The sequence below is a fragment of the Bacillus sanguinis genome (assembly GCF_018332475.1).
GTDB classification, from domain to species: Bacteria; Bacillota; Bacilli; order Bacillales; family Bacillaceae_G; genus Bacillus_A; species Bacillus_A sanguinis.
The window spans coordinates 1-24,058 of sequence record NZ_BOQB01000176.1 but is presented as its reverse complement, the minus strand read 5'-3'; the positions used below and the strand labels follow the sequence as shown (position 1 = coordinate 24,058).

The 24,058-nt window shown below is 35.7% G+C and carries 30 protein-coding genes; 5 read left to right on the top strand and 25 right to left on the bottom strand.

From position 1 onward, the window contains the following. Positions 1–172 precede the first annotated feature (172 nt). The 3 genes from KI369_RS19070 to KI369_RS19060 are packed head-to-tail and all read left to right on the top strand — an operon-like array spanning position 173 to position 1,476. Positions 173–508, top strand: coding sequence for an antibiotic biosynthesis monooxygenase family protein (locus KI369_RS19070; RefSeq protein ID WP_212956979.1), 336 nt, complete (start codon positions 173–175; stop codon positions 506–508). A gap of 2 nt (positions 509–510) precedes the next feature. Further along, positions 511–1,116 (top strand): dienelactone hydrolase family protein, encoded by a 606-nt coding sequence (locus tag KI369_RS19065; RefSeq protein WP_212956978.1) that lies wholly within the window; start codon positions 511–513, stop codon positions 1,114–1,116. Beyond that, positions 1,117–1,476 carry a hypothetical protein gene (locus KI369_RS19060; protein ID WP_212956977.1) on the top strand — a complete coding sequence of 120 codons (360 nt, stop codon included), beginning with the start codon at positions 1,117–1,119 and terminating at the stop codon, positions 1,474–1,476. A 24-nt stretch (positions 1,477–1,500) separates the two neighbouring features. On the opposite strand, the gene KI369_RS19055 is transcribed toward KI369_RS19060, so the two are convergent. The 17 genes from KI369_RS19055 to KI369_RS18975 all read right to left on the bottom strand — a co-directional run bounded on the left by KI369_RS19055 (position 1,501) and on the right by KI369_RS18975 (position 14,367). Continuing rightward, complete coding sequence (locus KI369_RS19055) at positions 1,501–1,671, bottom strand: DUF3951 domain-containing protein (RefSeq protein ID WP_212956976.1); 171 nt, start codon at positions 1,669–1,671, stop codon at positions 1,501–1,503. Positions 1,672–1,733: 62 nt separating this feature from the next. Then, positions 1,734–2,045 carry an AzlD domain-containing protein gene (locus KI369_RS19050; RefSeq protein ID WP_000425945.1) on the bottom strand — a complete coding sequence of 104 codons (312 nt, stop codon included), beginning with the start codon at positions 2,043–2,045 and terminating at the stop codon, positions 1,734–1,736. After that, positions 2,036–2,761 (bottom strand): AzlC family ABC transporter permease, encoded by a 726-nt coding sequence (locus KI369_RS19045; RefSeq protein ID WP_212956975.1) that lies wholly within the window; start codon positions 2,759–2,761, stop codon positions 2,036–2,038. Before KI369_RS19045 ends, KI369_RS19050 begins: the two co-directional genes overlap by 10 nt. A gap of 1 nt (position 2,762) precedes the next feature. Beyond that, positions 2,763–3,590 (bottom strand): TrmB family transcriptional regulator, encoded by an 828-nt coding sequence (locus KI369_RS19040; protein WP_212956974.1) that lies wholly within the window; start codon positions 3,588–3,590, stop codon positions 2,763–2,765. A gap of 17 nt (positions 3,591–3,607) precedes the next feature. Continuing rightward, the gene (locus tag KI369_RS19035; RefSeq protein WP_212956973.1) at positions 3,608–4,318 is read right to left on the bottom strand and encodes an alanyl-tRNA editing protein; all 711 of its coding nucleotides are present in this window, start codon (positions 4,316–4,318) and stop codon (positions 3,608–3,610) included. 117 nt (positions 4,319–4,435) lie between these two features. Further along, the gene (locus tag KI369_RS19030; protein WP_212956972.1) at positions 4,436–5,239 is read right to left on the bottom strand and encodes a flagellar basal-body rod protein FlgG; all 804 of its coding nucleotides are present in this window, start codon (positions 5,237–5,239) and stop codon (positions 4,436–4,438) included. Positions 5,240–5,281: 42 nt separating this feature from the next. Continuing rightward, positions 5,282–6,592, bottom strand: coding sequence for a flagellar biosynthesis GTPase FlhF (flhF, locus tag KI369_RS19025; RefSeq protein WP_212956971.1), 1,311 nt, complete (start codon positions 6,590–6,592; stop codon positions 5,282–5,284). Positions 6,593–6,606: 14 nt separating this feature from the next. Next, positions 6,607–8,673: a flagellar biosynthesis protein FlhA gene (gene flhA, locus KI369_RS19020; RefSeq protein ID WP_212956970.1), complete on the bottom strand. Its 2,067-nt coding sequence runs from the start codon at positions 8,671–8,673 to the stop codon at positions 6,607–6,609. Positions 8,674–8,697: 24 nt separating this feature from the next. Further along, positions 8,698–9,744: a flagellar type III secretion system protein FlhB gene (gene flhB, locus KI369_RS19015; RefSeq protein WP_212956969.1), complete on the bottom strand. Its 1,047-nt coding sequence runs from the start codon at positions 9,742–9,744 to the stop codon at positions 8,698–8,700. Between the two features lie 10 nt (positions 9,745–9,754). After that, complete coding sequence (locus tag KI369_RS19010) at positions 9,755–10,516, bottom strand: flagellar biosynthetic protein FliR (RefSeq protein WP_001055716.1); 762 nt, start codon at positions 10,514–10,516, stop codon at positions 9,755–9,757. Positions 10,517–10,531: 15 nt separating this feature from the next. Then, positions 10,532–10,807, bottom strand: coding sequence for a flagellar biosynthetic protein FliQ (locus KI369_RS19005; protein WP_001098085.1), 276 nt, complete (start codon positions 10,805–10,807; stop codon positions 10,532–10,534). Between the two features lie 33 nt (positions 10,808–10,840). Further along, positions 10,841–11,599, bottom strand: a complete 759-nt coding sequence (locus KI369_RS19000) for a flagellar type III secretion system pore protein FliP (RefSeq protein WP_001220586.1) — start codon at positions 11,597–11,599, stop codon at positions 10,841–10,843. After that, the gene (locus KI369_RS18995; RefSeq protein WP_000121176.1) at positions 11,596–11,916 is read right to left on the bottom strand and encodes a hypothetical protein; all 321 of its coding nucleotides are present in this window, start codon (positions 11,914–11,916) and stop codon (positions 11,596–11,598) included. Before KI369_RS18995 ends, KI369_RS19000 begins: the two co-directional genes overlap by 4 nt. Before the next feature lie 12 nt (positions 11,917–11,928). Further along, on the bottom strand, positions 11,929–12,288 hold the full coding sequence (gene fliN, locus KI369_RS18990; protein WP_212956968.1) for a flagellar motor switch protein FliN: 360 nt from the start codon (positions 12,286–12,288) through the stop codon (positions 11,929–11,931). A gap of 10 nt (positions 12,289–12,298) precedes the next feature. Then, a complete protein-coding gene (gene fliM, locus KI369_RS18985; RefSeq protein ID WP_212956967.1) occupies positions 12,299–13,285 on the bottom strand; it encodes a flagellar motor switch protein FliM in 987 nt (328 codons plus the stop codon). 14 nt (positions 13,286–13,299) lie between these two features. Continuing rightward, on the bottom strand, positions 13,300–13,524 hold the full coding sequence (locus tag KI369_RS18980) for a flagellar motor switch protein FliN (RefSeq protein ID WP_000775712.1): 225 nt from the start codon (positions 13,522–13,524) through the stop codon (positions 13,300–13,302). Positions 13,525–13,587: 63 nt separating this feature from the next. Next, on the bottom strand, positions 13,588–14,367 hold the full coding sequence (locus KI369_RS18975) for a lytic transglycosylase domain-containing protein (RefSeq protein ID WP_212956966.1): 780 nt from the start codon (positions 14,365–14,367) through the stop codon (positions 13,588–13,590). Between the two features lie 257 nt (positions 14,368–14,624). Here KI369_RS18975 and KI369_RS18970 point away from each other — a divergent pair, with 257 nt between their 5' ends. Next, positions 14,625–15,974 carry a flagellin N-terminal helical domain-containing protein gene (locus tag KI369_RS18970; protein ID WP_202283411.1) on the top strand — a complete coding sequence of 450 codons (1,350 nt, stop codon included), beginning with the start codon at positions 14,625–14,627 and terminating at the stop codon, positions 15,972–15,974. A gap of 240 nt (positions 15,975–16,214) precedes the next feature. Next, positions 16,215–17,015, top strand: a complete 801-nt coding sequence (locus KI369_RS18965) for a flagellin N-terminal helical domain-containing protein (protein WP_212956965.1) — start codon at positions 16,215–16,217, stop codon at positions 17,013–17,015. Between the two features lie 92 nt (positions 17,016–17,107). On the opposite strand, the gene KI369_RS18960 is transcribed toward KI369_RS18965, so the two are convergent. The 8 genes from KI369_RS18960 to KI369_RS18925 all read right to left on the bottom strand — a co-directional run. Beyond that, a complete protein-coding gene (locus KI369_RS18960; RefSeq protein WP_212956980.1) occupies positions 17,108–18,055 on the bottom strand; it encodes a DNA-binding domain-containing protein in 948 nt (315 codons plus the stop codon). 625 nt (positions 18,056–18,680) lie between these two features. Next, complete coding sequence (locus tag KI369_RS18955) at positions 18,681–19,589, bottom strand: chemotaxis protein (protein WP_212956964.1); 909 nt, start codon at positions 19,587–19,589, stop codon at positions 18,681–18,683. 117 nt (positions 19,590–19,706) lie between these two features. Continuing rightward, positions 19,707–20,192, bottom strand: coding sequence for a LysR family transcriptional regulator (locus KI369_RS18950; protein ID WP_212956963.1), 486 nt, complete (start codon positions 20,190–20,192; stop codon positions 19,707–19,709). Positions 20,193–20,453: 261 nt separating this feature from the next. Next, complete coding sequence (locus KI369_RS18945; RefSeq protein ID WP_087985621.1) at positions 20,454–20,789, bottom strand: DUF3964 family protein; 336 nt, start codon at positions 20,787–20,789, stop codon at positions 20,454–20,456. Positions 20,790–20,836: 47 nt separating this feature from the next. Continuing rightward, positions 20,837–22,066: a flagellar hook protein FlgE gene (locus tag KI369_RS18940; protein WP_212956962.1), complete on the bottom strand. Its 1,230-nt coding sequence runs from the start codon at positions 22,064–22,066 to the stop codon at positions 20,837–20,839. Between the two features lie 16 nt (positions 22,067–22,082). Next, complete coding sequence (locus tag KI369_RS18935) at positions 22,083–22,661, bottom strand: flagellar hook assembly protein FlgD (protein ID WP_212956961.1); 579 nt, start codon at positions 22,659–22,661, stop codon at positions 22,083–22,085. 3 nt (positions 22,662–22,664) lie between these two features. Continuing rightward, complete coding sequence (locus tag KI369_RS18930) at positions 22,665–23,777, bottom strand: flagellar hook-length control protein FliK (RefSeq protein ID WP_212956960.1); 1,113 nt, start codon at positions 23,775–23,777, stop codon at positions 22,665–22,667. 10 nt (positions 23,778–23,787) lie between these two features. Further along, a partial coding sequence (locus KI369_RS18925) for a cytoplasmic protein (RefSeq protein ID WP_212956959.1) occupies positions 23,788–24,058 on the bottom strand: 271 nt, incomplete at its 5' end.

Sequence of the window (24,058 nt, the reverse complement as noted above, 5' to 3'; positions counted from 1 at the left end):
ATGCCACTTCGATTTTGAAGTGGCATTTTTCTTACTTTAATATAAATTCTCTATACCCCTTGTTTTACAACAACTAAAAAAATAAGAACCTTCTACTTCTTTTCTTTTTTTAACCTGCTACAATACAAACTATAAATGAATTATTCGCACTATATATTAAGGGGGAAAGATAATGAAATCTGCTTTAGAAAAAAACAAGCATTATTATGCAGTTATATTCACTTCTAATTTATCAAATGATACGACAGATTATAGTGCCGCCTCTGACAAAATGGAGGAACTTGCAAAACAGCAACCTGGATTTCTAGGTGTAGAAAGTGTACGAGATCATTCGGGACTCGGAATCACAATTTCTTATTGGGAGTCACTTGAGTCTATTGAAAACTGGAAACAAAACGCCTTACATAAAGAAGCGAAAAAAAGAGGCCGTGAGCAATGGTATGGAAACTTCCACTTGCGCATCTGCCTTGTTGAGAAAGAATTTAAGTTTCATAGAGGTACATTGTAACGATGAAGAAAAAATTAGCTCTCGTTGTTGTTCATGAAATATATGGTGTGAACGACCATATGCATCACGTTACCCACCACTTCACTTCATCTCATATAGATGTATTCTGTCCTAATCTGCTACAATCGCAACATGCATTTCATTATAGTGATGAAGAAAAAGCATATCATTTTTTTATAAATCATATTGGATTTGATAATGGAAAAAAGCAAATTGAAGAATTCATTACTCATCTTTCTAGTAGTTACACACATATTGGACTTATCGGCTTTAGTGTTGGTGCTACCATCTCGTGGCTATGTAGTAACAATCCGAACATAGATTTTATTATCGGTTGTTACGGTTCCCGTATACGTGACTATATTCATATGAAACCAACATGTGCTACCTTACTTATTTTCCCTGAAAAAGAAGCTAGTTTTTCAGTACCCTCTTTCATTCAAACATTGCAGCAACAAAAAAATCCTTTATTAGAAATACACCAACTACACGGTGAACATGGTTTTCTAAATCCGTACACTGAAAAATATAACGTGCACTCTACAAATCAAGCATACGATTTAATAGATTCATTTCTTGTAAAAAACACTCTTATAAAGGAGATGTAAATGACACTTACATTACTCTTACTGATTTTCATACTCATTGCCTTCTTCTCAGCGCTAACTATCATTTTTGTAACCGTAAAAAAGGGGGAGTTTTTCAAACGCCCCCACTTACAATCTATTATCGTTTGCATTTTATTATTTACAAATTGGATCTTATATGTAACAACTTTTTATACGTTACTCCCAGAGAAATTTAGCGAATTCATATTCTTTCCCATTTGGTTTTTTCTTTGTATTTTAGGTTGTATCGTTTTCTGGCGAGAATGGAGAAACAATCGTGTGTTCGCAATATGTATCGGTTTTCTTTCCTGTATTAGTTTTCTATTTGGGTTATTGTTGTTAGTTCTTTCGGGGATGTAATAGAAAAAGGAAGAAAAGCTATCATCAACTTTTCTTCCCTCTATGCTTACCTTTAGCTTTCACTGTCACTGATTCACAAGGTGTATAATATATTTGAGGTGTCGCCTTATCAACAAACATCATAAACGTAATGAAACCGATAATAAAGAAAATAAACAACGTTAATAATATTGCTCCTATCGTTAAAAGTATCATAACACCACCCCTATATCTTTCATGTTATTACACTTTTCGCTATTATATGAGCGTAATCCTTTTTAGAAAAAGAAACGTAACAAAATAATCACAATCACTCCCGTTAATACTGTACCTAATAAACTACGAGTATATATCGCTACAAGAAATGTTGGAATTGCTGCGATCAGGTAATCCCACTGCACCGTCTCATGCATAAATAGAACTTGTGCTAAAAGTGCTGCTAATATCGCAATTGGTATGTAATTTAACCATTTTAAACCCCAATCTGGAATTTGTAGTTTACTAAATACGAGTAGAGGTAAAATACGTGGCACGAGTGTGACAGCACCTGCTGCTAATAAAAGTAATAATACGTCTAATCTCATTTCCATTTTTCAATCACCACTCCGATCGTCGCAGCTAATAAGGTTGCGATAATAACCGCTATACTATCTGGCATAAATAAGTGTGAAACGTATGCAATTATAATCGCTATAATTGCAACAGTAAGATGAATTGCAAGTTTCGGTTTACTACTTATGAGCTGAAGTACAAATAATCCGATAAACATCGCTGGTAATGCATAATCCATCCCGTATGTATGCGGATCTGGTATCCACTCACCAAATAGCCCGCCAATAATGGTAGCAAGTATCCAATTTAAATATGCTGTTACGTTAAGCCCAATCATCCATCTTTCACCCAAATATCCTTTTTGCGCTGCATGCTGCACTGCAACGCCGAACGTTTCATCTGTAATTTGCGAACCGATGATTAAGTTTTTAAATAGAGGAATTTTCGTAAAATACGGTGCAAGCGCTGCGCTCATTAATAAATGACGTAAATTAACAAAAAATACGGTAAAAATAATTGCAGAAGCAGGTGCACCAGCTGCATACATACCAGCTAATATAAATTGGGCAGAACCTGCATAAATTAAAGTAGACATAAACGCAATTTCAATGATGGAGAAACCTGCTGTTTTTGCAATGACACCAGCTGCTATGCCGATGCTTAAATAACCAAATACAGTTGGTAAACAATCTTTTACTCCTTGCTGAAATGTATCATCGCTCTGCAAAGCTACATGTGCCTGAGCTTTACTCATCTCAATCATCCTCCATTCCTTCCAAAGTTCGTTTTCCTGTTACGACATGAACTAAATCTATATTTTCACGCCACAACGTATCTAACTTATCAGCTCCAAATTCCTTCGTGATTTCTTCGACCATAATATCGTGGCGCACATACTCTGTAGCAACGAGAACTAGTGCTGGGTCATACGTTGTAACGGCCCATGAAGTACTATCATTTGAGAAGTTCGCAATTAATACTTCTTCCCCGTCACGCGCGATTACAGTTAAATGACCACCCATTCTCTTTTCAACAACGTGGGGCGTCATATAATTATGGTGAAACGTCGCGCCTATTTTTGTTTCTGGAGCGCCAAATAGGATTGAAAATATATGTACGCCTTCCTCTTCCTTTTGATGAATGTATGGCTCAATTTCATGTACTTGATCTTCCCATACAGAAATCCATAACTCTTCCTTCGCTCTACTAATTATATTGCATATTTCTTTTAAAACACGATCATTTGAGCGAATATGCGAAATTACATCTATTTGTCGCTCTTGCTCTAAACAATTTAATTTCTCATCTAAAAATTCAAAGGACTTTTCAAAGTCTTTTCGCATTCGATTCATTAATTCGGTAGCTGGTACTGGTACATATTTAACTGGTTCAGAAGGTACAATATGTACCGCTCCTTTATCCATTAACTTACCGAGTACCTCGTAAATCATAGAACGAGGTACTCCTGTCTGTTTACTCACTTCATACCCAGTTACTGGGGAATGTTTTAGTAGTCCAATATACGCTTTACATTCGTACTGGGAAAACCCCAGCTTTTGTAATTCCTTTATAATTTTATCCATCGGTAACCCCTCACAATCTAAATCGCTCTAACTTCAAAACGACGATTTTGTTTCCCTTTACTTTTTACTTTATCAATAACAAGTGTTCCTATTTCACTCGTATTTTTCACATGTGTGCCTCCACAAGCTTGTTCATCTAAATTTTCAATGGTAACAATGCGTATTTCTTGGATAGTAGTTGGCAGGAGGTTTATTGCTGTTTTAATCATTCCTACAGCATTTTCTGCTTCTTCGCGGCTCATATAACGAGTAGAAATTTCTTTATTTTGTTCAATAAGTTTATTCACTTCCTTAACAATTCCTTCTACTTCCACGCTCGATAACTCTTGTAACTCATTAAAATCGATACGTGCTTTGTCAGGATAAATTTGATTTCCAGTGCATAGAGCTCCATACTTTTCATAAACGACAGCTCCGATAAGATGCAGTAAAGAATGATGACGCATTAAATTATGACGTCTTTCCCAATTAATCTCTAATTTAACAGGACCTAATTTTACTTGTGCTCCATCTTTTATATAGTGAACTATTCCTCCCTGCTCCTTTTTTACTTTTTCAACTTTAAATACAGACCCATCTTGTACAATGACACCCGTATCACATTCCTGCCCCCCACCAGTTGGATAAAAAACTGTTTCTTTTACAAATACTTTATTCCCTTCTACTTTTATCACTTCTGTTTCGCAACTCGTTTTGTATGCATCTTCTAAATATAATGCCGTTGTCATACTCTCACCTCTTTAGTAGTTATAGTTATACCTACTAATATAAAAAAGAAGCTCCGCAAAGTCAATTGATAATTCTGAAATCTCTAATTAATAAAAGACTCCTTTATTAGGAGTCTCCTATCTCAATATTTCATTCGCTTCTTTTTCATAAATTTTATCAAATGAAGTCATAACGCGTTGTGACGCTGAAATCATTTTTTGATCCGTCATAAGATCAGCCATCTCTTTCGTCATATCTACATTTGAATTTTCTAGCATATGGTTTTTTACTAAGCCTGTCCCGTTCGGTAAATCAGCAATGTTTCCTTCTGCTAGTGTAAAGCTTTTGTTCTCCCTTTGCATTAGACGTGCATTCGCTTCTGCATCTACTGTTTTAGTTTGCAACTGTGCAATTACTATTCTCTTAATATCTGGATCTTGCAAAGTTCCATCATTCACTTCTCTATAAATTTCTCCATTATTAGATACGAAGAAGTTAACATTTTCCGGAATTTTAATACGTTCATTATTTACATCGATCACATAAGCACCTGATGATGTTTGCAAATAACGATCACTATTTAATGTAAAACTACCATCTCTCGTTAAAAACGTTTCATCGTTTTTAGATGTAACGAAAAATGATGTTGTACCGTTTGCACCGTCATCTAAAAAGAAATCTGTAGCACTATTTGTCATTTGTATATTTCCTTGTACTAAGTTCACATGCGTTGCGGCTGGTACTACAGCGTAATCGACTGAGCCAATATTTGTTACAGCTCCATCACCACGGCGATATGTATCTTGTACATCAAATACTTTAGAAGTCATATTTTCTGCTTTAAACCCTGTCGTTTGAGCATTTGCAACGTTATTCGAATGAACATTAATGCGCTGCATGTAATTCATCATACCCATAGAACCTATATAAAGACCGTTCATACTCGTTTGAATAAGGCAGTTGCCTTATCCTTCACCTCTTTTCTATGATGTTTGCAACATTTGTTTCGCTAAATGTTCAGCTGTAGCGATATGTATATGTTGCTTCACGTCTTGTCCGTCTGTCATTAATACAATTGGAGCTGATGATACTGCTGGAATTTTCAATAATTCACCACTACTTGCTGTTTCATCAAATTTCGTAAATACGATACCATCAATATGAATACCTTTAAAATTCGTAATGATTTCAATCATGTCTTTACTTTTCATCGAAGCTGATAACGTTAAACAAATATAGTCTGGCTCTACTTGTCCCATCGTTTCAATCATTTCTTCCACTGTTTCTGACGCACGATAATTTTTTCCAGCTGTATCAATTAAAATATAATCGACACGCGCTTCTTCTTTAAAATACGTAAGTGCTCTTGTCATTGCAGCCTCATCACGTACAGCGATTACTTCAAATCCAATTGTCTTTACGTAATCTTGCAGTTGCTGTACTGTTCCAATGCGTGAATGATCTGTCGTAATAAAACCGACCGTTTTTTTCTTAGCGTGAAACTGCCATGCCATTTTCGCAAGGGTCGTCGTTTTTCCAACACCAGTTGGACCGATTAATGCAATTGTTTGTACTTCTTTTTCAAAAACGTTTTCCGTGTTGAAATGAGATCTCATATCTTCCAATATATATCCGATCACTTCTTCTTCTGTAATCATCGTCGCATTCTCAAACTTCACTTTTAACTTTTCAGCATATGCATGAATGAAATATTGTTCTACATCATTTTGCTCTAGCATGCGAATTACCTTTTGAATAATAAAAGGTACAGATTCTTGCTTTTCTTTCTTTACAACAACTTCTTCTTTCTTAACGGGAACGACTTTTTTCACAGGTTTTTGTTTTTCCGTTACTTTCGTTTCTTCCGTCTGTTTCACAACGACGATACCTTTTTCAAACAGCTTTAATAGTCTCTCTTTCTTTCTTGTCCATTCTTCACTATTTCCTGTTTTCATCGCCGCATATGACATAGAAGTCGTCACGTTTTCTAAATTGTGTAGTACCGATTGAATTCCGTTCGCCTTCACAATTTGTTCTGAAGGATCATTTACAACATCCATTAATTGTTCATGAAATTGAGCTGTACCTTCGTTCACTTCTTCCTGTTTATCCTCTGGAAAAGCAACTAACATTTCATAATTCTTTTTCCAAAAAAACGGGATATTTCGTTTTACACTTTCATCGACAACGTAATAATAATCTGTACCATATTGGTCAAATAACTTTCGATACAATTCATTTTTCGAAGCTGCTTTTATTCGCATTAACGCTTCTTTCTTTTCTGTACTTTCCATTACTTCACCCCCTACTATTCAATATAGGCAATTTGATCTACAACAATTTCTGGTGCTAATTCGCTAATACAAAGTACTTGTGCTTCTACTTGATAGCGCTCTAGCAGTCTTACAATCGCAAATCTGAAATCTTTTCTACGCGTTAATAATACTGGTTCTCTTCCCATTAATCGTGCTTGTTTAAATACGCGCTGTACTTGCTCAACGACTCGCGATTCTAAATCTAAATCCCAGTTTAATAAATAACCTTGATAAGAATTGTTCACAACGTCCGCATCTAACTCGATTGAATCTGAGAAGAGCGCCGCATAAATTTTACCGTCAGGATTTTTCGCATTTTCACAAATAACTTTTGAAATACATTCACGGACGAATGACGTTACACCGTCAACGTGGTTTTGATAAATTTCTTTTCCGTCAATAATACCTTCGATAATGGTTGGTAAATCACGAATAGAAATACCTTCTTTTAGCAGTTGTTTAATAACATTTTGTACGAGTGATAAGTCGATTTCTTTCTTCTTAATCTCTTCTAATAAAACGCCGTTATCATTTTCAAGCGAATTAATTAAGTCTTTTACATGTTGACGCTGAATTAACTCATGCAGATTACGTCTAACGATAACATCTAAATGTGTAATTAATATGCTAAGTGGCTCTAATACTTGGTAGCCTTTCATTTGTGCATCTTGTACCATATGCTCTAAAATCCAATATCCATCTTCACCGAAAATCGGATCTTTCGCTGGTTCTGCATCTAAATCGGCCATTACATTCGGTGTTTTCAGTGCTAATAAGTACCCTGATTTCAAAACACCTTCAGCTGCCTTCGCACCTTTAATACGAATAATGTAACGTCCACGCGGTCTAAAACTCGTATTATCTTTAAAGTTAATGCCAGGAACGTTAATACCAAGGTCGGTAATAATCGACTTCCTCATAAGAACAACTTTATCACGAGCTGTTTCCCCGTTAATTTTCTGCTTTACAAGTGCTGCTAAATCTAAACCGAGTTCTACTATAATTGGATATTTATCTGTAAATACTCCGAATGAATCTTCCACTTGTTGCAGTTGCTCATCTTCGCCTTGAATCATTTCTATTTCTTTTTGAAGCTCGTCTTCTTTTTCTTTCTTTATTCGGTTTTTATTACGAATTCCTAAGAAGACAATTGTTCCACCAACGAGTGCGAATGGTAGAAATGGTAGCGGAGTAAAAATACCCATTGCTATAAATAAACCACCGAGCGCATATACAACGACTTCATGTGCTAATAACTCTTTAAAGATACCTTCAGTTACTGTATCAGGTGAACCGTCAAATACACGCGTTACGATAATACCAGTTGAAATCGCAAGCATTAACGAACCAATTTGGTTTACAATTCCATCACCGACAGTTAACTGTGTATAGTGAATAGCCGCATCTGCAAAGCTCATTCCTTGCTGCATCATGCCGACAATTAAACCGAAAATAATGTTTACGAATAAAATGACGATCCCGAAAATAACGTCCCCTTTAATGAACTTCCCGGCACCATCCATCGCTCCGTAAAACTCTGTTTCCATATTTAATTTTTTTCGTTTTGCCTGTGCATCTTTTTCAGTAATAATACGCTGATTTAAATCCGCATCGATTGACATTTGTTTCCCTGGTAAAGAATCAAGTGTAAAACGAGCTGCAACTTCAGCTGTACGAGATGCACCGTTTGCAACGATAAACTGGAATATGATTAATACTGTAAAAATAACGATACCAATTAATAAGTTCCCGCCAATTACGAACTGGCCGAACTCTTCAATAACATGACCTGCATTTCCATCTGTCAAAATCGCTCGCGTCGTCGATACGTTAATCGATACGCGGAAAATCCCAATTAATAACAACATCGTTGGAAATGACTTTAATTCGTCCCACTCGTTAATACTTGTTGCTCGCATATAAATAAGCACTGACATACTTAGTAAAAAAACGATAACGATATCAAGTATAAATGGTGGGAGTGGAATTAAGAGCGCCACTACGAATGACGCTGCTAAAAAGATAGAAAAATAGGTTCTTGCAGAATCTATCTTAAACACAAGAGATCTCCTCCAACCGCGCTATTACACTTCAAGTTCATTCGTTTGAATTAAATAGCGCATAACTTCAATTACAGCTACGTATAAATCTTCTGGAATCGTCTCATCTTCCTCGACTTGATAATATAAAGAACGAGCTAGCGGACGATTTTCCACCATTGGTATTTCTTGTTCACGGGCAAGCGTTCGTATATATAATGCAAGCTCATCTTCCCCTTTTGCAACGACAATTGGTGCTGCGTCAACGTGTTTATTGTAACGAAGTACGACCGAAATATGAGTCGGGTTATTTACAATAAACGTTGCGCCATCCATCTTCTTCGCAATTGTTCCTTGCAAAATCGCATGCATAAAGTTTTTTCGTTTCCCTTTTACTTGCGGGTCCCCTTCATTATCTTTATGCTCTTGTTTTACTTCTTCTTTTTTCATCTTAATATCTTGTTCGTATTCCCACTTTTGATAAATAAAATCAATAATAGAAAGAACGATTAATATAATTAAAATAGCTAAAAAGATAAATTTAATTTGCCTAATAATTTCAGTAAGAGACGCAGTCCAGTTAAATCCAATCATACTAACGATCTTCTCTAAATTCTTTTTAAACAGAATGTAAGCGACGTAACCGATTAATCCCATATAAAATAGTGATTTCAAAATATCTACTAAACTTTTACGACTAAACAATCTCGTGAAATAGTTTTTTGGATTAATACGCGACGCTTTCGGCTTAATGACTTTAGAAGAAAATAAGAAACCGACTTGAATCATATAATTGAATAAATGAAAAGCGTATACGAGTATTAATATCGGAGCTGATACTTTTAGTAATAAAATCCCCATTAAATAAAAATACTCGGTTGAATCTGTATTTTTTCCAATTTGATCAAACAGCACCGCTACAGAATTTGCAATCTCAAACCCTAGCCAATCTCCGAAAAAGTAAACGACAACTGCTAATACAAGTATAGAAAATAGATTATTTAAATCTTTACTCCGGGCAATATTCCCTTCTTCACGCGATTTCTTACGCTTCTGCGGGGTGGCCTTTTCTGTTTTATTATCCTTTGCCATGCGCGTCCCCCTACTTCGTTAAGAAAAAATTAAATAGTTTCGTATATTCCTCAAGCAATACGTCCGTCATATTTTTAAACACATAACCGAGCATCGGTACACTCATCGCAATAAACAAAATACCACATGTGATTTTAATGACATACGCATTCATAAAAACGTTTAATTGCGGAGCATTTTTTGCGATTAAAATTAAAACAAAGTTAATGATGAATAAACTTCCCATAAGCGGAAGAGCAATTTCAACCGCTGATGTGATCGCAAATAATAACGTTGCGAGTAGACTATCTAAAAAACTAGTCGTCAGCAATTTTGAAATCGCCTCTGTATATTGAAACGACTTTAAAATCGTGGCAACGAAATAATTAATGCCGCCAAGTGAAATAAAAATAATGAGAAAAAATATATCAAAAATGGTTGAAAGTAAAGTAGACTGTGATCCTGCATTTACATCAAACAAACTTGCCTGTGATAAACCGATATCAAAGTCTAAAATATGCCCTGCCATTTTCGGAATATTCCACAGCATTTCTACAATTTTTGAAAGTGATAATCCAATTACAATTTGCGTACCTGCATAAGCTGCAACGTCCCAAGTTGTCTTTATGTGAGAGACATCAACTTGATCGGCAACTGTAATTGAAAGAGCAAGTCCAACTGTAACCTTCGCCATTGCTGGAATGGATCGACCTGAGAAAAACGGTAAAAAATATAAAAATGAAGTAATGCGGCAAAACGCAAAAAACGTCGCCGCCCATAATTCCATATTCATTTCATTCCACCTATCTTAGTACGAACGCAATAGCGATGGGATTTTATCAAATAAATCTAAAATGAGCGTCGTTAACTCTTGAAACATCCACGGACCTAAAATGATAATAACGAGTACGATACTCGCCATTTTCGGTAAAAACGTCAGCGTTTGCTCTTGAATTTGCATCATCGCCATAATGACAGCGATTATAATAACGACAATCATACTTACGCCGGCAACCGGCATTAAAATCATAACCCCTTTATAAAAAAAGGTTTGAAAAATATCTATAATTGGTGACGTATTCATTTATATGACTCCTATCACATAGCATCAAACGCTTCAGGCGACCGTTTTAAACATAATGTCAACGATTTTTGTATATCCACCTAAATATACGAAAACGAGTATTTTAAATGGTAAACTTAAAATCATCGGCGGTACCATCATCATCCCGAGGTACATTAAAAGTGTACTAATAATCAAATCTATAAATACAAACGCTAAATAAATGAACATCCCCGTTAACAATCCTTTTTGAATTTGCGTTAACGTAAAAGATGGTACGAGCGTAAATAAGGAAAGATCTTTCAAATCTTTCGGCAACTCTTCTCCGCGCACTTTCAGCATCATCTTTAAATCATGCTTATACGTATGCTTTGACATATATTCTTTCATAATCGGAGCTGTCGTCTCCGCAGCTTGACTTACTGTTATTTTCTCTTTCGTCATCGGATCCCACACATCACTCTTTAGCTGCCCGAGTACAGGCTGCATCGTAAAGAGTGATAAAAATAATGCAAGTCCAACGAGTACTTGGTTCGGTGGTAAATTCATTACCCCAAGTCCTTGACGTGTAATCCCAAGAACGATCATAAAATAAGTAAAATGTGTAAATAATAGAACGATAGAAGAAGATAATGACAAAAGGGTAACGAGCGCAAATAGCTGTACACTGGAATTGCTCGTAAACTCTTTTCCATTTTCGAAATTAATAAAACCGTTTTGGGCCGCATACGCTGGATTTACAAAAATAATTGAAAAAACGATAGAAAATACGAAAATAACGGCTAATAATGATAACTGTTTCTTTATTCTCATGATGGATCCTCTACTTTTTTCGTTTCACTCTTCACCGCGTCTTCTAGCGCTTGTTGAAACTGATTTCCTGTTCCTGTTAATTGCACAGATTGTACACCGTTATTACTAATAACAGTGAACACTTGCTTGCCGTCTACTTCAAATAAAAAGGCGCTCGTTTGATGATTTAAATACACGCCGTCTTTCACTTGAATATGTCCATTTTCACCTTGCTTAAAAAACTGCTGTTTGCGCGTCTTTTTCGTCATATAATATGCACCGTAGCCGAGCGCACCAAACAGTAAAACGACTTGAAATAAGGTCGTCATATACGACATATGACTCCTCCTCTACTCTTTATCTTGCATTTGCCTTTGCGCTTTCATAAGCGCAGCTTGCTTCTTGTCAGCTTCAATTTCAGAAATGATAATACCGAACTTTTCGTCCATTACGATCGCTTCCCCAATGCCGACTTTCATATTACTTAAATACACATCTACTTTATGTCCTAAGTTTTTCTCTACTTCAAGAACATCGCCCACTTTTAATTGCTTTACATCACCGAGCGTAATAGATGACTTTCCAAGCTTTACACCAAGTTCAATCGAAATATCCGAAACAGTATCAATATGTGCTTTACCCGCTTCATTTCGCTTCCCTGCAAATTCTTCTAATCCCATTAATGACACAGGAGATACTTCATGCTTCATATGGATCCTCCTACTCTACAAAACTTTTAAATAGGAGCGCCTTACGCGTTCCATCTTTTCCAATAAAGCAATTAAATTTATGCTTTCCATCTACATAACCAATTAATTCATCTGAAACTTTCGTATGAAGCGGAATAATATCACCCTCTTCAATTTGTTCAATCTCGCCCATCGTCATCTTCTGCTCACCAATCGCAACGTGAACAGGTTTATACACTTGATTTACTTTCACTTCTACTTCAGATGTATACTTTTTACGCTTATCTGAAGAATGTTCGACAATATTTTCAGACGTTAACTTATCCATAATTTCTTCAACAGATAAGAACGGAATACCGATACGCACCGTCGTATTCCAAAAATCCGTTTTCATATTTACATTCAGTAATGAAATGATATCACTCGCTGTCGTAATCTTTAATGCATTCGGATCTGTCTCCGTCGTTACAAATTTCGGTTCAATCGCAACAACACTTTCAAATGATTGCTCTAAATTTTTACATAGAAGTGCAAAAATATTATCAAGCGTTAAAAACTCAAACGCTGTTAACGGTCTACGCATCGTAAAATTACGTTTACTATCTCCGCCCAGCCAGCACTCATGAATGTAAATAACAAATGCTAAATCAATCTCAATAACAATTTCTCCAAGCTCTGGAAGTCCGAGATCAATGACGCAATATAAATAGTAATCTTTCGGCATTTTCTCCACATACTCACTCGTAAATGGAACTTGCTCCACTGTCGAAGGCTCTAATTCAATTGGAATACGCATACGCGCTGATAACGTCTGTGACGTCTGTTTACCAAACGTAGAAGCAATCGCTTGCAAACTACGTAAATGTTCAACACCGAACTTCTCCGGTCTATTAAAATCATACTCTTGAAATTTATCTTGCTTCCCTGCCTCTTGTGCGAAAGCTGGCATTTCCTCGCCTTCATTTACCGCCTTCAGCAGGGCATCAATTTGCTCTTGGCTTAATTTATCGCCACTCATGAAAATCCCCTTCCCTACCTTTTCAATTCAACGATTTCAACATACATCTTTCCATTCTTCGTCAAAATCTTTCCGGTTCCAATCTCTTCATTCTCAAGCATAAGACGCACCGTATTTTTCGTTGAATTTTCAAGACGATACAATGTACCTTTCGTAATATGAAGCAGATCTTCAATCTTCTTTTTCGTATTTCCGATTTCAAAATAAATTGTTAACGGAATATCATCTTGTAATTTCAAATCTAGCCAACTCCCATATCATGTTCACGAAAATTTCATGTTCTCTCTATATAATGAAATCTCTTATTTTGAAACGTCGATATTTAATATTTTTTTAATATATCCTTGCGTTTCTTTAAATGGAGGTACGCCTCCGTACTTTCTCACATTACCAGGACCAGCATTATAAGAAGCAAGCGCTAATACTAAATCGCCATTATTTTTCTTTAAATAACCGCTTAACTCTTTCACGCCGCCTTCAATACTTTCAGCTGGTGAAAATGGATTTTTTATACCCATCTCTTTCACATTCGCCGGCATAAGCTGCATAAGCCCCATCGCACCTGCATGTGACACCGTTTTCGGATTAAAATTAGACTCTACTTCAATCATTTTTTGAATTAACGTTTTCGGAATTCCGTATGAACGGCTCACGCGATCAATAATATCCTCATACTTCCCTTCATTTGAAGAACGTATTTTTTGAATATTATACTTCTTCGTTAATCCCCACGTATCAGCAGCCTCATTTTTCGTTTCCGGGAAACGTCGTTCGAACTCTTTTTGTGCAACTTGCACTTCATCAACTTTCTTCGTTTCAGGCTTTTCCTCCGGCTTACTTACTTCCTCTACTTTACTAGAATCACCTTTATTAACGAGCGTTTCTATTTTCGTAGATTGTACCAGCTGACTCATATCCTCTACTTTTGCCGGCTGCGTAGTAGCCTTCGTCTCCTTCATAGGATCGCTTTGCAGCTTCTCCTGAAACCTACTACTAACAAAAGCCTGCGGACTACTTAACTTTTGTTGAAACTGTCCTTTTTTATATGCAAGTACTTCTTTTACTATATTTCCAACTACCATAATATCACCTTTTCGGTAAACAAAGATAATCTAATATTAGAGTTTTTTCGTAAAGTTTGCAATAATCCTTTGCAATTATATTGTAATAAAAAAACGACTAAATTGTTAAACTGTTATTTTTTTATATTTATTAATTCAAATTTTCAGTTGACACCCATTATAGCAAGGCTTACAATAAATTCGAAATCGATTTTTTCGCATATTACCGTTTTTCAATTTGCAGAAAAGTCAATATAAAAAAATGGGGGTTCTTTTACATGAGAATTAATACAAACATTAATAGCATGCGTACGCAAGAATATATGCGTCAAAACCAAGCTAAAATGAGTAACGCTATGGACCGTTTATCAAGTGGTAAACGTATCAACAACGCTTCTGACGATGCAGCAGGTCTTGCAATCGCAACTCGTATGCGTGCACGTGAAAGTGGATTAAGCGTAGCTGCTAACAATACACAAGACGGTATGGCATTAATTCGTACAGCTGACTCAGCAATGAACTCAGTGTCTAATATTTTACTTCGTATGCGTGATATCGCTAACCAATCTGCAAACGGAACAAATACAAATAAAAACCAAATTGCTCTTCAAAAAGAGTTTGGTGAATTACAAAAACAAATTGATTACATTTCAAGTAATACACAATTTAACGACAAAAACTTATTAGATGGTTCTAATTCAACAATTAACATCCAAACTCTAGACTCTGAAGATGGTTCACGCCAAATCGGTATTGAATTAGGAAATGTTTCTACAAAAGCATTAGGCATTGACACATTAAATATTGGTTCTGAAAAAGTGACTCAACAAGACCTTGATAACGTGGATGACGCTATGGATAAATTAGCAACTGCCTCAACTGCAACACCAGAAAATGTTGCAGCAGCTAAAACTGCCTTTGATAAAATTAAACATACATTAAGTGCGGCTGATGCAAAAACTGTAGAAAAAGCTTTCGAAAACTATGATATTGCAGACAGTGGTGCACAAAAAGGGAAAGCATCTTTAATTAACGACGCTTTCGATGCTGTAACTAAACCAAGTCCTGCAAAAGTATCTAAAGAAGCATATGAAGCAGCTAAAGAGGCTATCACAGGATTAACAGCTACTTCAAATGCTGATCAAGTAGCTGCAGCCCAAAAACAATTTGATAATATTAAAAGCCATTTAACTAAAGATCAAAGAAATGATATTCAAACTGCTTTTAATGATTTTGATGCTACTCTTGCAGACGATACAAAATTAGGTAACAGTATTGCAACTGCATTTACTACTGCAATGGGATCAACAGATCCTGAATTTGCTACAAAAGCTGATGATCAAGCGGCTAATCCGTTACAAGCTATCCAAGCAATTGATGCAGCTCTAAAAACAATTGCTGACAACCGTGCGACTCTAGGTGCTACATTAAACCGCTTAGACTTTAACGTAAACAACCTTAAGAGCCAATCTTCTGCTATGGCTTCAGCTGCTTCTCAAATCGAAGACGCTGATATGGCGAAAGAAATGTCTGAAATGACTAAGTTCAAAATCTTGAACGAAGCTGGTATCAGCATGCTTTCTCAAGCTAACCAAACTCCTCAAATGGTTTCTAAATTATTACAATAATCCATTTGAGTTAGTTTCATGAATAAACCTCTCTGCTTGCGGAGAGGTTTATTTTTTATAAAACCTTCCTTCTTTTGATGGACGAGAGCATCTGCGGTGCATAGAAGCGGTCAGTGCTTATCTTGATCCCCTCTTATGTTAAAACACAAACAAAAAAATGAGCATAAGCCTTTTTATCTTTTCATGATCGTTTATTAGCTTTAAAACACTAACTATATCAATCTATAAGGAGTGTCTATTATGCGTATTGGTATGAATGTTTTAAGTATAAATGCTAGGCAGTCGTTGTATGAGAATGAGAAGCGTATGAATGTTGCGATGGAGCATTTGGCGACTGGTAAGAAGTTAAACCATGCTTCTGATAATCCTGCGAATGTTGCGATTGTAACTCGTATGCATGCGAGAGCGAGTGGTATGCGCGTGGCGATTCGTAATAATGAGGATGCGATATCGATGCTACGTACAGCGGAAGCAGCACTTCAAACTGTGACGAATGTTTTACAGCGTATGCGTGATTTAGCTGTTCAATCTGCAAATGGTACAAATTCAAATAAAAACCGTGATTCACTAAATAAAGAGTTCCAATCTTTAACAGAACAAATTGGCTATATTGATGAGACGACTGAGTTTAATGATTTGTCCGTATTTGACGGTCAAAACCGGACTGTTACGTTAGATGATATTGGTCATACAGTAAATGTAACGAAACATATTCCCCCTTCCCCTACACAACATGACATCAACATTTCAACAGAACAAGAAGCAAGAGCGGCGATTCGTAAAATTGAAGAAGCTTTACAAAATGTATTACTTCATCGTGCTGATCTCGGTGCTATGATTAACCGTCTACAATTTAATATCGAAAATTTAAATAGCCAAAGTACAGCATTAACAGGTGCGGCTTCTCGAATTGAGGATGCGGATATGGCGCAGGAGATGAGTGATTTTTTAAAGTTTAAATTGTTAACTGAGGTTGCACTTAGTATGGTTTCACAAGCAAACCAAATTCCGCAAATGGTGTATAAATTACTGCAATCATAATTATCATTCCACTCTTTAAAACGATTCCACACAAAACAAAAGGGAAATACACATAAATTATGTATTTCCCTTTTATTTTTCACTCAATACTTCTATGGCGCTACCGTCATAACTTGTCCTCTACGGTCGATCCTTATTTTCATTTTTCCGTCTTGTGCGTTGTATAGTCCTAGCTTATTTAATTCTATTTTGCATTCTTGTACGAAAGTTGGTAATTTACGAATTTGATTGACATCGGAACTTTTAATGAAATTAGTTAAATGTTGCGTCATATCTTTCACATCTTGCACGAGTTCTTCTTTTTCTCGTTTTAATCGTTCATTTTCCGATCGTAGCGCTCGCAATTCACTTTCTAGACTACTTCTATTCGACTCCTCTTTGAAATGCCCTGCAGCCATGTTAGAAAGCTTATAAATACCTTCCATAAACTGATGCAGTTCATCTTCTTTTCTTTCACTATGTTGACTAATTGTGTCAAAGTTATCAACGATACCAGATATAACTGTTACAAGACTCTTTTCATTCTCTTTATTTAGAACTTCTTCTCTTAACTCTTGCTTGTTTTCTTTTTTCATTTCAACGATTGTTTCTTTTACAGGTGTATATTTTCGCTTTCGTCCAGGTTTTTGTTTTTCAATATTTTCAAACGGTATTTCATGTTTTTTCAATTTGTAATACGTATTTTGTAATTGACTTTCTGTTTTCGGGAAAAGATTTAGTTCGTTTTTACTAACGTATTTTGAAATATTAATAATGTTTAAACCGTGACGTTGGCAAAATTGATACACTTCATACAGTAACTCTAGTTCCGACTTCAGCCATGTAATCGCCGATTTTTCATATGCTCGCATCCCGCCATGTTTTTCTATATCTATTTGAAATAATACCATTCTATTATGTAAATCAACTAGTTCTTCATACTTTACTTGGAATTGTTTTTCTATTTTTTTAAATTCCGCTTCTAGTTGCGTATCGTTCATTTTATTATTTGACATGTTTTGTAAGAGACTTAATACATTGATTGCTGTGTGGTGATACATAATCTGTGCCACTCCCCCTCATCCTTTCGCAATTCTCATCTGACTCCCATGTCTTTTAAGAAAATAGCAATTTTTACATATCCATATTATAACATTTCAAAATTGTCTGTCAAATAATAAACATACAAAAATGTATAGAAAGTATAGAAATAGAAAAAAGGATTTTTCAATTAATATGTATAATTGCATATTAATCACATATAATTATATTATATGGTATTTAGAATATATTTTCACCGAAAAAGTTTGCGTTACCACGAAATATTACTAAAATAATCCAAAGATACGTTTTTTTATATTTTCAAATCAAAAATCTTCAATTAAAGATTTTTCATACATACAACCTCAAACACTCCAAAAACATTCCATCTTTCCACCTATACAGAGTATAAAATACTAAAAGGGAACTAACCAATACTACACATGGCTAGTTCCCTTCTCTTCACTAAAAGAATAGAGTTGTAAATAGAATCTACAAATCTTCAATTGAAGCTTCACTTCTTCCACTTACCTAAAACCACTCCATATCTCTGGTCTCACATCGCTCAGGGCTCTATTAAGCACTAACCGCTCCCACACATGGCTAGAGCTTCTATTCAAGCAAAAAGGCGCTTTTAAAACTCTTTTACAACACTAACTTATCTACTAAGCCAATTAACTCTTGAATATCTGGCTTACTTACTTGCGCATTTGCTCCTACCGCTTCGCCTTTATGGAATAATTCATTTGTAATTAATGAAGAGAAAATAACGATTGGTAAACGATTCGTTACTTCACCATCTTTAATTACTTTTGTTAAATGGTGTCCATCCATTTTCGGCATTTCAATATCCGTAATGAGCAAGTGAATATGTTCAAACATTTTTTCCCCTTGCTCTTTCGCTAACTTTTCAATTTGTGCTAACGCTTCTGCACCATTGCTAAAGAAGTTCATTTTCGTATATCCAGCTGATGATAATGTTTCTTCTAATATTTGACGAAGCATCGCTGAATCTTCCGCAATATAAATAACTTTTTCACCGCGATCTGTTTTTTGTTCTAATTTTGAAAGTGATTTATTATCATAACCAGTACCACTAATTTCACATACAATTTTCTCGTAATCTAATAGTAAGATGATTTTTCCATCTAGTTTTACAATACCAGATGTCGTTTCTTCTAGTCCCATAGACAATGAAGCTGGTTCATCAATTTGTTCCCATGAAATACGTTGAATACGATGCACTTCATCCACACGGAAAATAACTTTCATTTGGTTTAATTCTGAAATGATAAATTTCGTTTGATCAAGTGGCTTTGTCGATTTTAAATTAAGAGCTGTCGCTAAGTTAATAACAGGTAAAATTTCACCGCGTACTTGAACAACACCTTCAACTGCATGATGAGATTCTGGCACAGTTGTAACAGGGAATGGATTAATGATTTCACGTACTTTCATTACGTTAATACTAAATAGGTTTTCACCAACAGTATATGTAACAATCTCTAATTCATTTGTTCCGCTTTCTAATAAAATACTTTGTGCTTGTGACATAAAGGTGTCGCTCCCCTTTCATTATTTCCGTATATCTAATTATTAAGCTTTATTAAAACGAAAAAGTCAACTACCTATATGAAAAATATAGATAGTCGAACGATTCATTTCTAGCAATTACTCTTGTATAAACGAAGCAAGTGCCTCTAGTAACACTTCTTGGGCTCCTACAATTTCTGTCGGCATCGCTTCCCATTTTTTCGATAGCTCCGTTTCGACTCTTATCCTTAACTCTGCGTTCATTTGTTCTAGCACATAATCTTTCGTTGCTATATCAACATCCAGTAGCGCAAGTGCATACAGTTCCGGATCATTTATTTTTTCAAACAATCTTTTTAATACTGCCGGTGCTATATGTTTTAATTTTTCAATATGAATTTCTTTATCTGAAAATAGTAACTCATATTGAATAAACGTAACATTTTCTTTAATCACTTTAAAATAGCAATTATTTTTTTTATCATTTACAAAATAACCGTTCGAATCTGCAATAATACTCTCTACTTTACGAATTAAATCCGGCAAACTATTTGCCGACATTACAGTTCGCTGCTCAATCTCACTCGGCGAAATGAATGTAACGCGATACTTATTCTGCACCATCCTCCTCACCTCTCCTTTTATAAAAATCTATCGTCACTAACTATCGAAAGGCACTGGTCTACCATAAAACGATTCACCATCCCAGTAACCTTACATAGATCCATTTTTACAACTACACTTCGCTTACAACTTCTCAAACTGCCCTAGTAACTCTCCATACCTCTGTCCTTACATATCGGTCGAGATTCTATTAGGCACTGACCGCTCCAAAACATCGCCAGTTCCTCTCTCAAAACCTAAAAAAGGACTTTTAAGAACTTTTTAAGAGCTTTTCAACAACTCGATGTTATTGAACCAAAACGCTATCTGCTGATCCGCAATATCCGGCAACGTCACAAAAAACTCACGGCACTTCATCTCATCTTTAAACAGTTGATACTTCCAAACGCTATCACTACCAACACTCACGAAATAAAATTCGTGAATACGGCCAATGATTGCTTGTTTTTCACCAAATGAATAGGGAGGCACTTGCTTAATTTCAAATTGATCTGGTAAATAGACATGCTCTTCTCGTTCCATTTTTAACACTTGCTCAGCAAGTTCACGTTTATTTTCGAAAAAAGGCAATTGTAAAATTCGTTCTTGTCTTGTCATACGAATAAAACCCTTTCTACTACATTACAATTTTTCTTTATTATTTATTATCGAATTAAGTTTACAACTTCATTTAATACTTCATCTGACACTTTAATTACTTTCGCATTTCCTTGGAATCCACGTTGGTATAACATTAAGTCAACGAATTCTACAGATAAATCTACGTTTGCACCTTCTTGTGCACCACCACGTACTTTACCAGCACCGTTTTGACCAGATGCACCAAGTGCTAAAATACCCGTTGTATTCGTCGCTGTATAGTTACCATTACCTGTTTTCATTAGCCCGCCTTCGTTCGGGAACATCGCAACAGCTAATTGACCAGCTGATTTCATACTTCCATCAGAGTATTTTACCATTACGTATCCACCGTCAGCAATAAAGCAATCTTTAACAGTTGCTGCTGCTCTACCGTCTACATCTGTTACTGATAATGTTTTATCTGTCGGATGGTTTGTTAATTTACTAAAATCTAAATTTATCGTTCCGCCGTTAAACGGGATAGCTGCTCCTTGTTGTACCGGATCTGGATTTCCAACACTATTAAATTTCAAAGTACCTGTTGAACCTGGCCCTGTAACCTCTTCAAACTTTGGATCTTTTGCCGAGTCATTACGTCTTTGCACTTTATACGTATACTCGTGGTCATTCGTTTTCGTAAATTCTACACGCATCGTCCATGTATTACCGGCATCATCATAAAACGGTAAATCTTGCGTAATTTTACTTTCATTCACCGGGATATTCCCTTTAATTGTCCCCTTCGTTGTTTGAATACCACCAATTGCTGTCCCCATCGGGATTTGCAATGGTCCTGGAATACCAGATAAATCAACTTCACCTGTTGCTTCATTTGCAGGGTATGCAAATACGTATTGACCTTCTGTGTTCGTAATATAGTAATCTGAAGATATTCCAAACGTACCTTTACGAGTAAATTCCATATTTCCGCCTGTTGAATCACCTACTACGAAGAAACCATTCCCTTCCATTGCTGCTTGTGTTTTACCACCAGTTAACGTAATTGTTCCGTCGCTATAGTCTGTAACCGTTCCGCTCATTTTCACACCGTTACCGATACTTTTCGGATTCGTTCCAGCATATTTATTGTCACCTTTTGAACCGATAGAATTGTTATATAGTAAATCATCAAACATAGCTTTTTGTTTTTTATAGCCAACCGTTTGTGCATTGGCAATATTATTTGAAGTTACACTTAATGCATTTTGTGTAGCATTCATTCCTGTAATACTTGTATATAACGCTTTAATCATAACGTATGGACACTCCTTATGAATTTGTAGTTTTTATTTCTTCCGTTACTTTTTGCTCGTCTTTCTTCGCATCTTCTGGATTTGTTTCTCCAATTGGTTTATCAGACACTCTCTCAACGAAACGAAGAGATACAACTTTATTATCAATAACGAGCTGTACCTCATTATTTTCTGCAAGGCGAACTGTCTCTACTTGACCAGTGACCTTTTTACCATCACCGTCAACACCTCTTACATACTTCCCTAAAAACTTCATTCCACCATCAAGCGCTGTTGAATACATTGTCGTTTTTAAAGAGTCTACTGCTTTCGTCATATTCTGTACTTGTTCCATAAGAGATAATTGCGCTGTTTGGTTCATCATTTGATTCATGTCCATCGCATTAAATGGATCTTGATGTTGAAAACTCGCTAAAAACAATTTTAGAAAATCATCTTTCCCCATTACACCAGGAGTCTTTTGTTCTCCTGCTGATACTCCATTTGCTTGTTGAACCGTCGGTTGTGCACCATTAACAGATGCGTTCCTATTCTGTGCTCCTGCTTGCAACGGAATATGATTTGTACTCGTTGTATTTAATCCAACTGTTGGCACGCTTTATTCCTCCAATAATCCAGCAAATTCTTTCGATTCTTGTTTCTCATGTTTCGTATTTGCTAATTGTTGTTTTTGCCTTTGCTCTTGTTCTCGCTGCTCTTTACGATTTTCATCTTTATCTGCATAGCTAATTTGAATATTAATTTCTTTTTCTTTTAACTTTAGTCTCAATTCATCAAAAATGATTTCAACACGTTTTTTCGCATCGTGTTTTTCCATTTCTACGTGAACATCAATTTGATCTCCATGTTTTTTCATAAACACTGTTAAAGTACCAAGTTTTTCTGGATTTAACTGAAATAAAACACGTTCTTGTTTCACTACAAACTTTTGTAATGCCTCTACTTGTGCTTCCATTTTCTTTCCTAAGTCAGGCAATGAAACTTTCTCAGCGCCACTATTGGATTTCCCTATTTGATCAGTACTCGTCGCTTTATTTAATAACTCCGCACCCGCAGAATTTGAATCGTTGAATACATCACCTTCTGGCAACTCTATCTTTATATCATCGCTCTCAGCTTTCGGAAGATCTCCATCTAAGTCTTTGGACTCTTCTTGTTTCTTGGCAATATTACAAGTTTCTGTTTCTACACCTTTCAATACTTGCATCGTTTGCTCCGGTATCTTCATTTTATCTAATACCATTTGCATTGTATCTTCTAAACATATAGCATTTTTGATATTCATATTTGAAAGGAGCTCTTGTAACTGCTGTAATTCTGCTGCGGGTAATTCGTTAAGTTTTATATTTCCATATTCTTTATACAGCTCTTGTATTTTTTGTATGTATTGATATAACAATTCTGGCTGCACACGTAATTGCTCAATTGCAACCATTTGCTCAGATACAGCTAATAATAACTGTTCTGTCTCTTTTTTTTCTTCTTTCTTTACATTAGGCTCTTCTTTCGTTGCCGTTTTTTTAGAAAGAATGTTCTCTTTTCTATCTTCTGGTGCATCTTCTCGCTTTGTTTTCTCCGTTTTCGGCTGCTGTTTATTTTCCATCCTCATCGCACGATCGAATGAAGAATCTTCACTTTTCGATTGTACTTCTAGCCCTTTTTCTTTTTGCGGAGGTAAACTCTGTTGCACCGGTAATACAGACTGTATCACTACATTCACCTCATCCATTCATACACATTTTCAAATCAAGAAGCATTTTTTCTTCCTGCTTTTCTCTTACTTTTGCAAGCTTTCTGCAATCTTCTTGATACATCTCATCAATGACACGTTCTTTTTCTTTTACTTGTTCTAAAAGGCTTTCATTTTTTCGAATAAAATCTTCTGTTTTTTTAATTTTCCGATTCCATTCTTCTATTCTTTCAGGTGAAAACGTATGTGAGGAAAGCATACCAGCCATAATACGTTGCCCAGTTTGTACGACTTTACTACGC

Coding starts and splice junctions, on each gene's coding strand:
- KI369_RS19070 (WP_212956979.1), top strand. CDS start 173: ATGAAATCTGCTTTAGAAAAAAACAAGCATTATTATGCAGTTATATTC.
- KI369_RS19065 (WP_212956978.1), top strand. CDS start 511: ATGAAGAAAAAATTAGCTCTCGTTGTTGTTCATGAAATATATGGTGTG.
- KI369_RS19060 (WP_212956977.1), top strand. CDS start 1,117: ATGACACTTACATTACTCTTACTGATTTTCATACTCATTGCCTTCTTC.
- KI369_RS19055 (WP_212956976.1), bottom strand. CDS start 1,671: ATGATACTTTTAACGATAGGAGCAATATTATTAACGTTGTTTATTTTC.
- KI369_RS19050 (WP_000425945.1), bottom strand. CDS start 2,045: ATGGAAATGAGATTAGACGTATTATTACTTTTATTAGCAGCAGGTGCT.
- KI369_RS19045 (WP_212956975.1), bottom strand. CDS start 2,761: ATGAGTAAAGCTCAGGCACATGTAGCTTTGCAGAGCGATGATACATTT.
- KI369_RS19040 (WP_212956974.1), bottom strand. CDS start 3,590: ATGGATAAAATTATAAAGGAATTACAAAAGCTGGGGTTTTCCCAGTAC.
- KI369_RS19035 (WP_212956973.1), bottom strand. CDS start 4,318: ATGACAACGGCATTATATTTAGAAGATGCATACAAAACGAGTTGCGAA.
- KI369_RS19030 (WP_212956972.1), bottom strand. CDS start 5,239: ATGAACGGTCTTTATATAGGTTCTATGGGTATGATGAATTACATGCAG.
- flhF (WP_212956971.1), bottom strand. CDS start 6,592: ATGGAAAGTACAGAAAAGAAAGAAGCGTTAATGCGAATAAAAGCAGCT.
- flhB (WP_212956969.1), bottom strand. CDS start 9,744: ATGGCAAAGGATAATAAAACAGAAAAGGCCACCCCGCAGAAGCGTAAG.
- KI369_RS19010 (WP_001055716.1), bottom strand. CDS start 10,516: ATGAATATGGAATTATGGGCGGCGACGTTTTTTGCGTTTTGCCGCATT.
- KI369_RS19005 (WP_001098085.1), bottom strand. CDS start 10,807: ATGAATACGTCACCAATTATAGATATTTTTCAAACCTTTTTTTATAAA.
- KI369_RS19000 (WP_001220586.1), bottom strand. CDS start 11,599: ATGAGAATAAAGAAACAGTTATCATTATTAGCCGTTATTTTCGTATTT.
- KI369_RS18995 (WP_000121176.1), bottom strand. CDS start 11,916: ATGTCGTATATGACGACCTTATTTCAAGTCGTTTTACTGTTTGGTGCG.
- fliN (WP_212956968.1), bottom strand. CDS start 12,288: ATGAAGCATGAAGTATCTCCTGTGTCATTAATGGGATTAGAAGAATTT.
- fliM (WP_212956967.1), bottom strand. CDS start 13,285: ATGAGTGGCGATAAATTAAGCCAAGAGCAAATTGATGCCCTGCTGAAG.
- KI369_RS18975 (WP_212956966.1), bottom strand. CDS start 14,367: ATGGTAGTTGGAAATATAGTAAAAGAAGTACTTGCATATAAAAAAGGA.
- KI369_RS18970 (WP_202283411.1), top strand. CDS start 14,625: ATGAGAATTAATACAAACATTAATAGCATGCGTACGCAAGAATATATG.
- KI369_RS18965 (WP_212956965.1), top strand. CDS start 16,215: ATGCGTATTGGTATGAATGTTTTAAGTATAAATGCTAGGCAGTCGTTG.
- KI369_RS18960 (WP_212956980.1), bottom strand. CDS start 18,055: ATGTATCACCACACAGCAATCAATGTATTAAGTCTCTTACAAAACATG.
- KI369_RS18955 (WP_212956964.1), bottom strand. CDS start 19,589: ATGTCACAAGCACAAAGTATTTTATTAGAAAGCGGAACAAATGAATTA.
- KI369_RS18950 (WP_212956963.1), bottom strand. CDS start 20,192: ATGGTGCAGAATAAGTATCGCGTTACATTCATTTCGCCGAGTGAGATT.
- KI369_RS18945 (WP_087985621.1), bottom strand. CDS start 20,789: ATGACAAGACAAGAACGAATTTTACAATTGCCTTTTTTCGAAAATAAA.
- KI369_RS18940 (WP_212956962.1), bottom strand. CDS start 22,066: ATGATTAAAGCGTTATATACAAGTATTACAGGAATGAATGCTACACAA.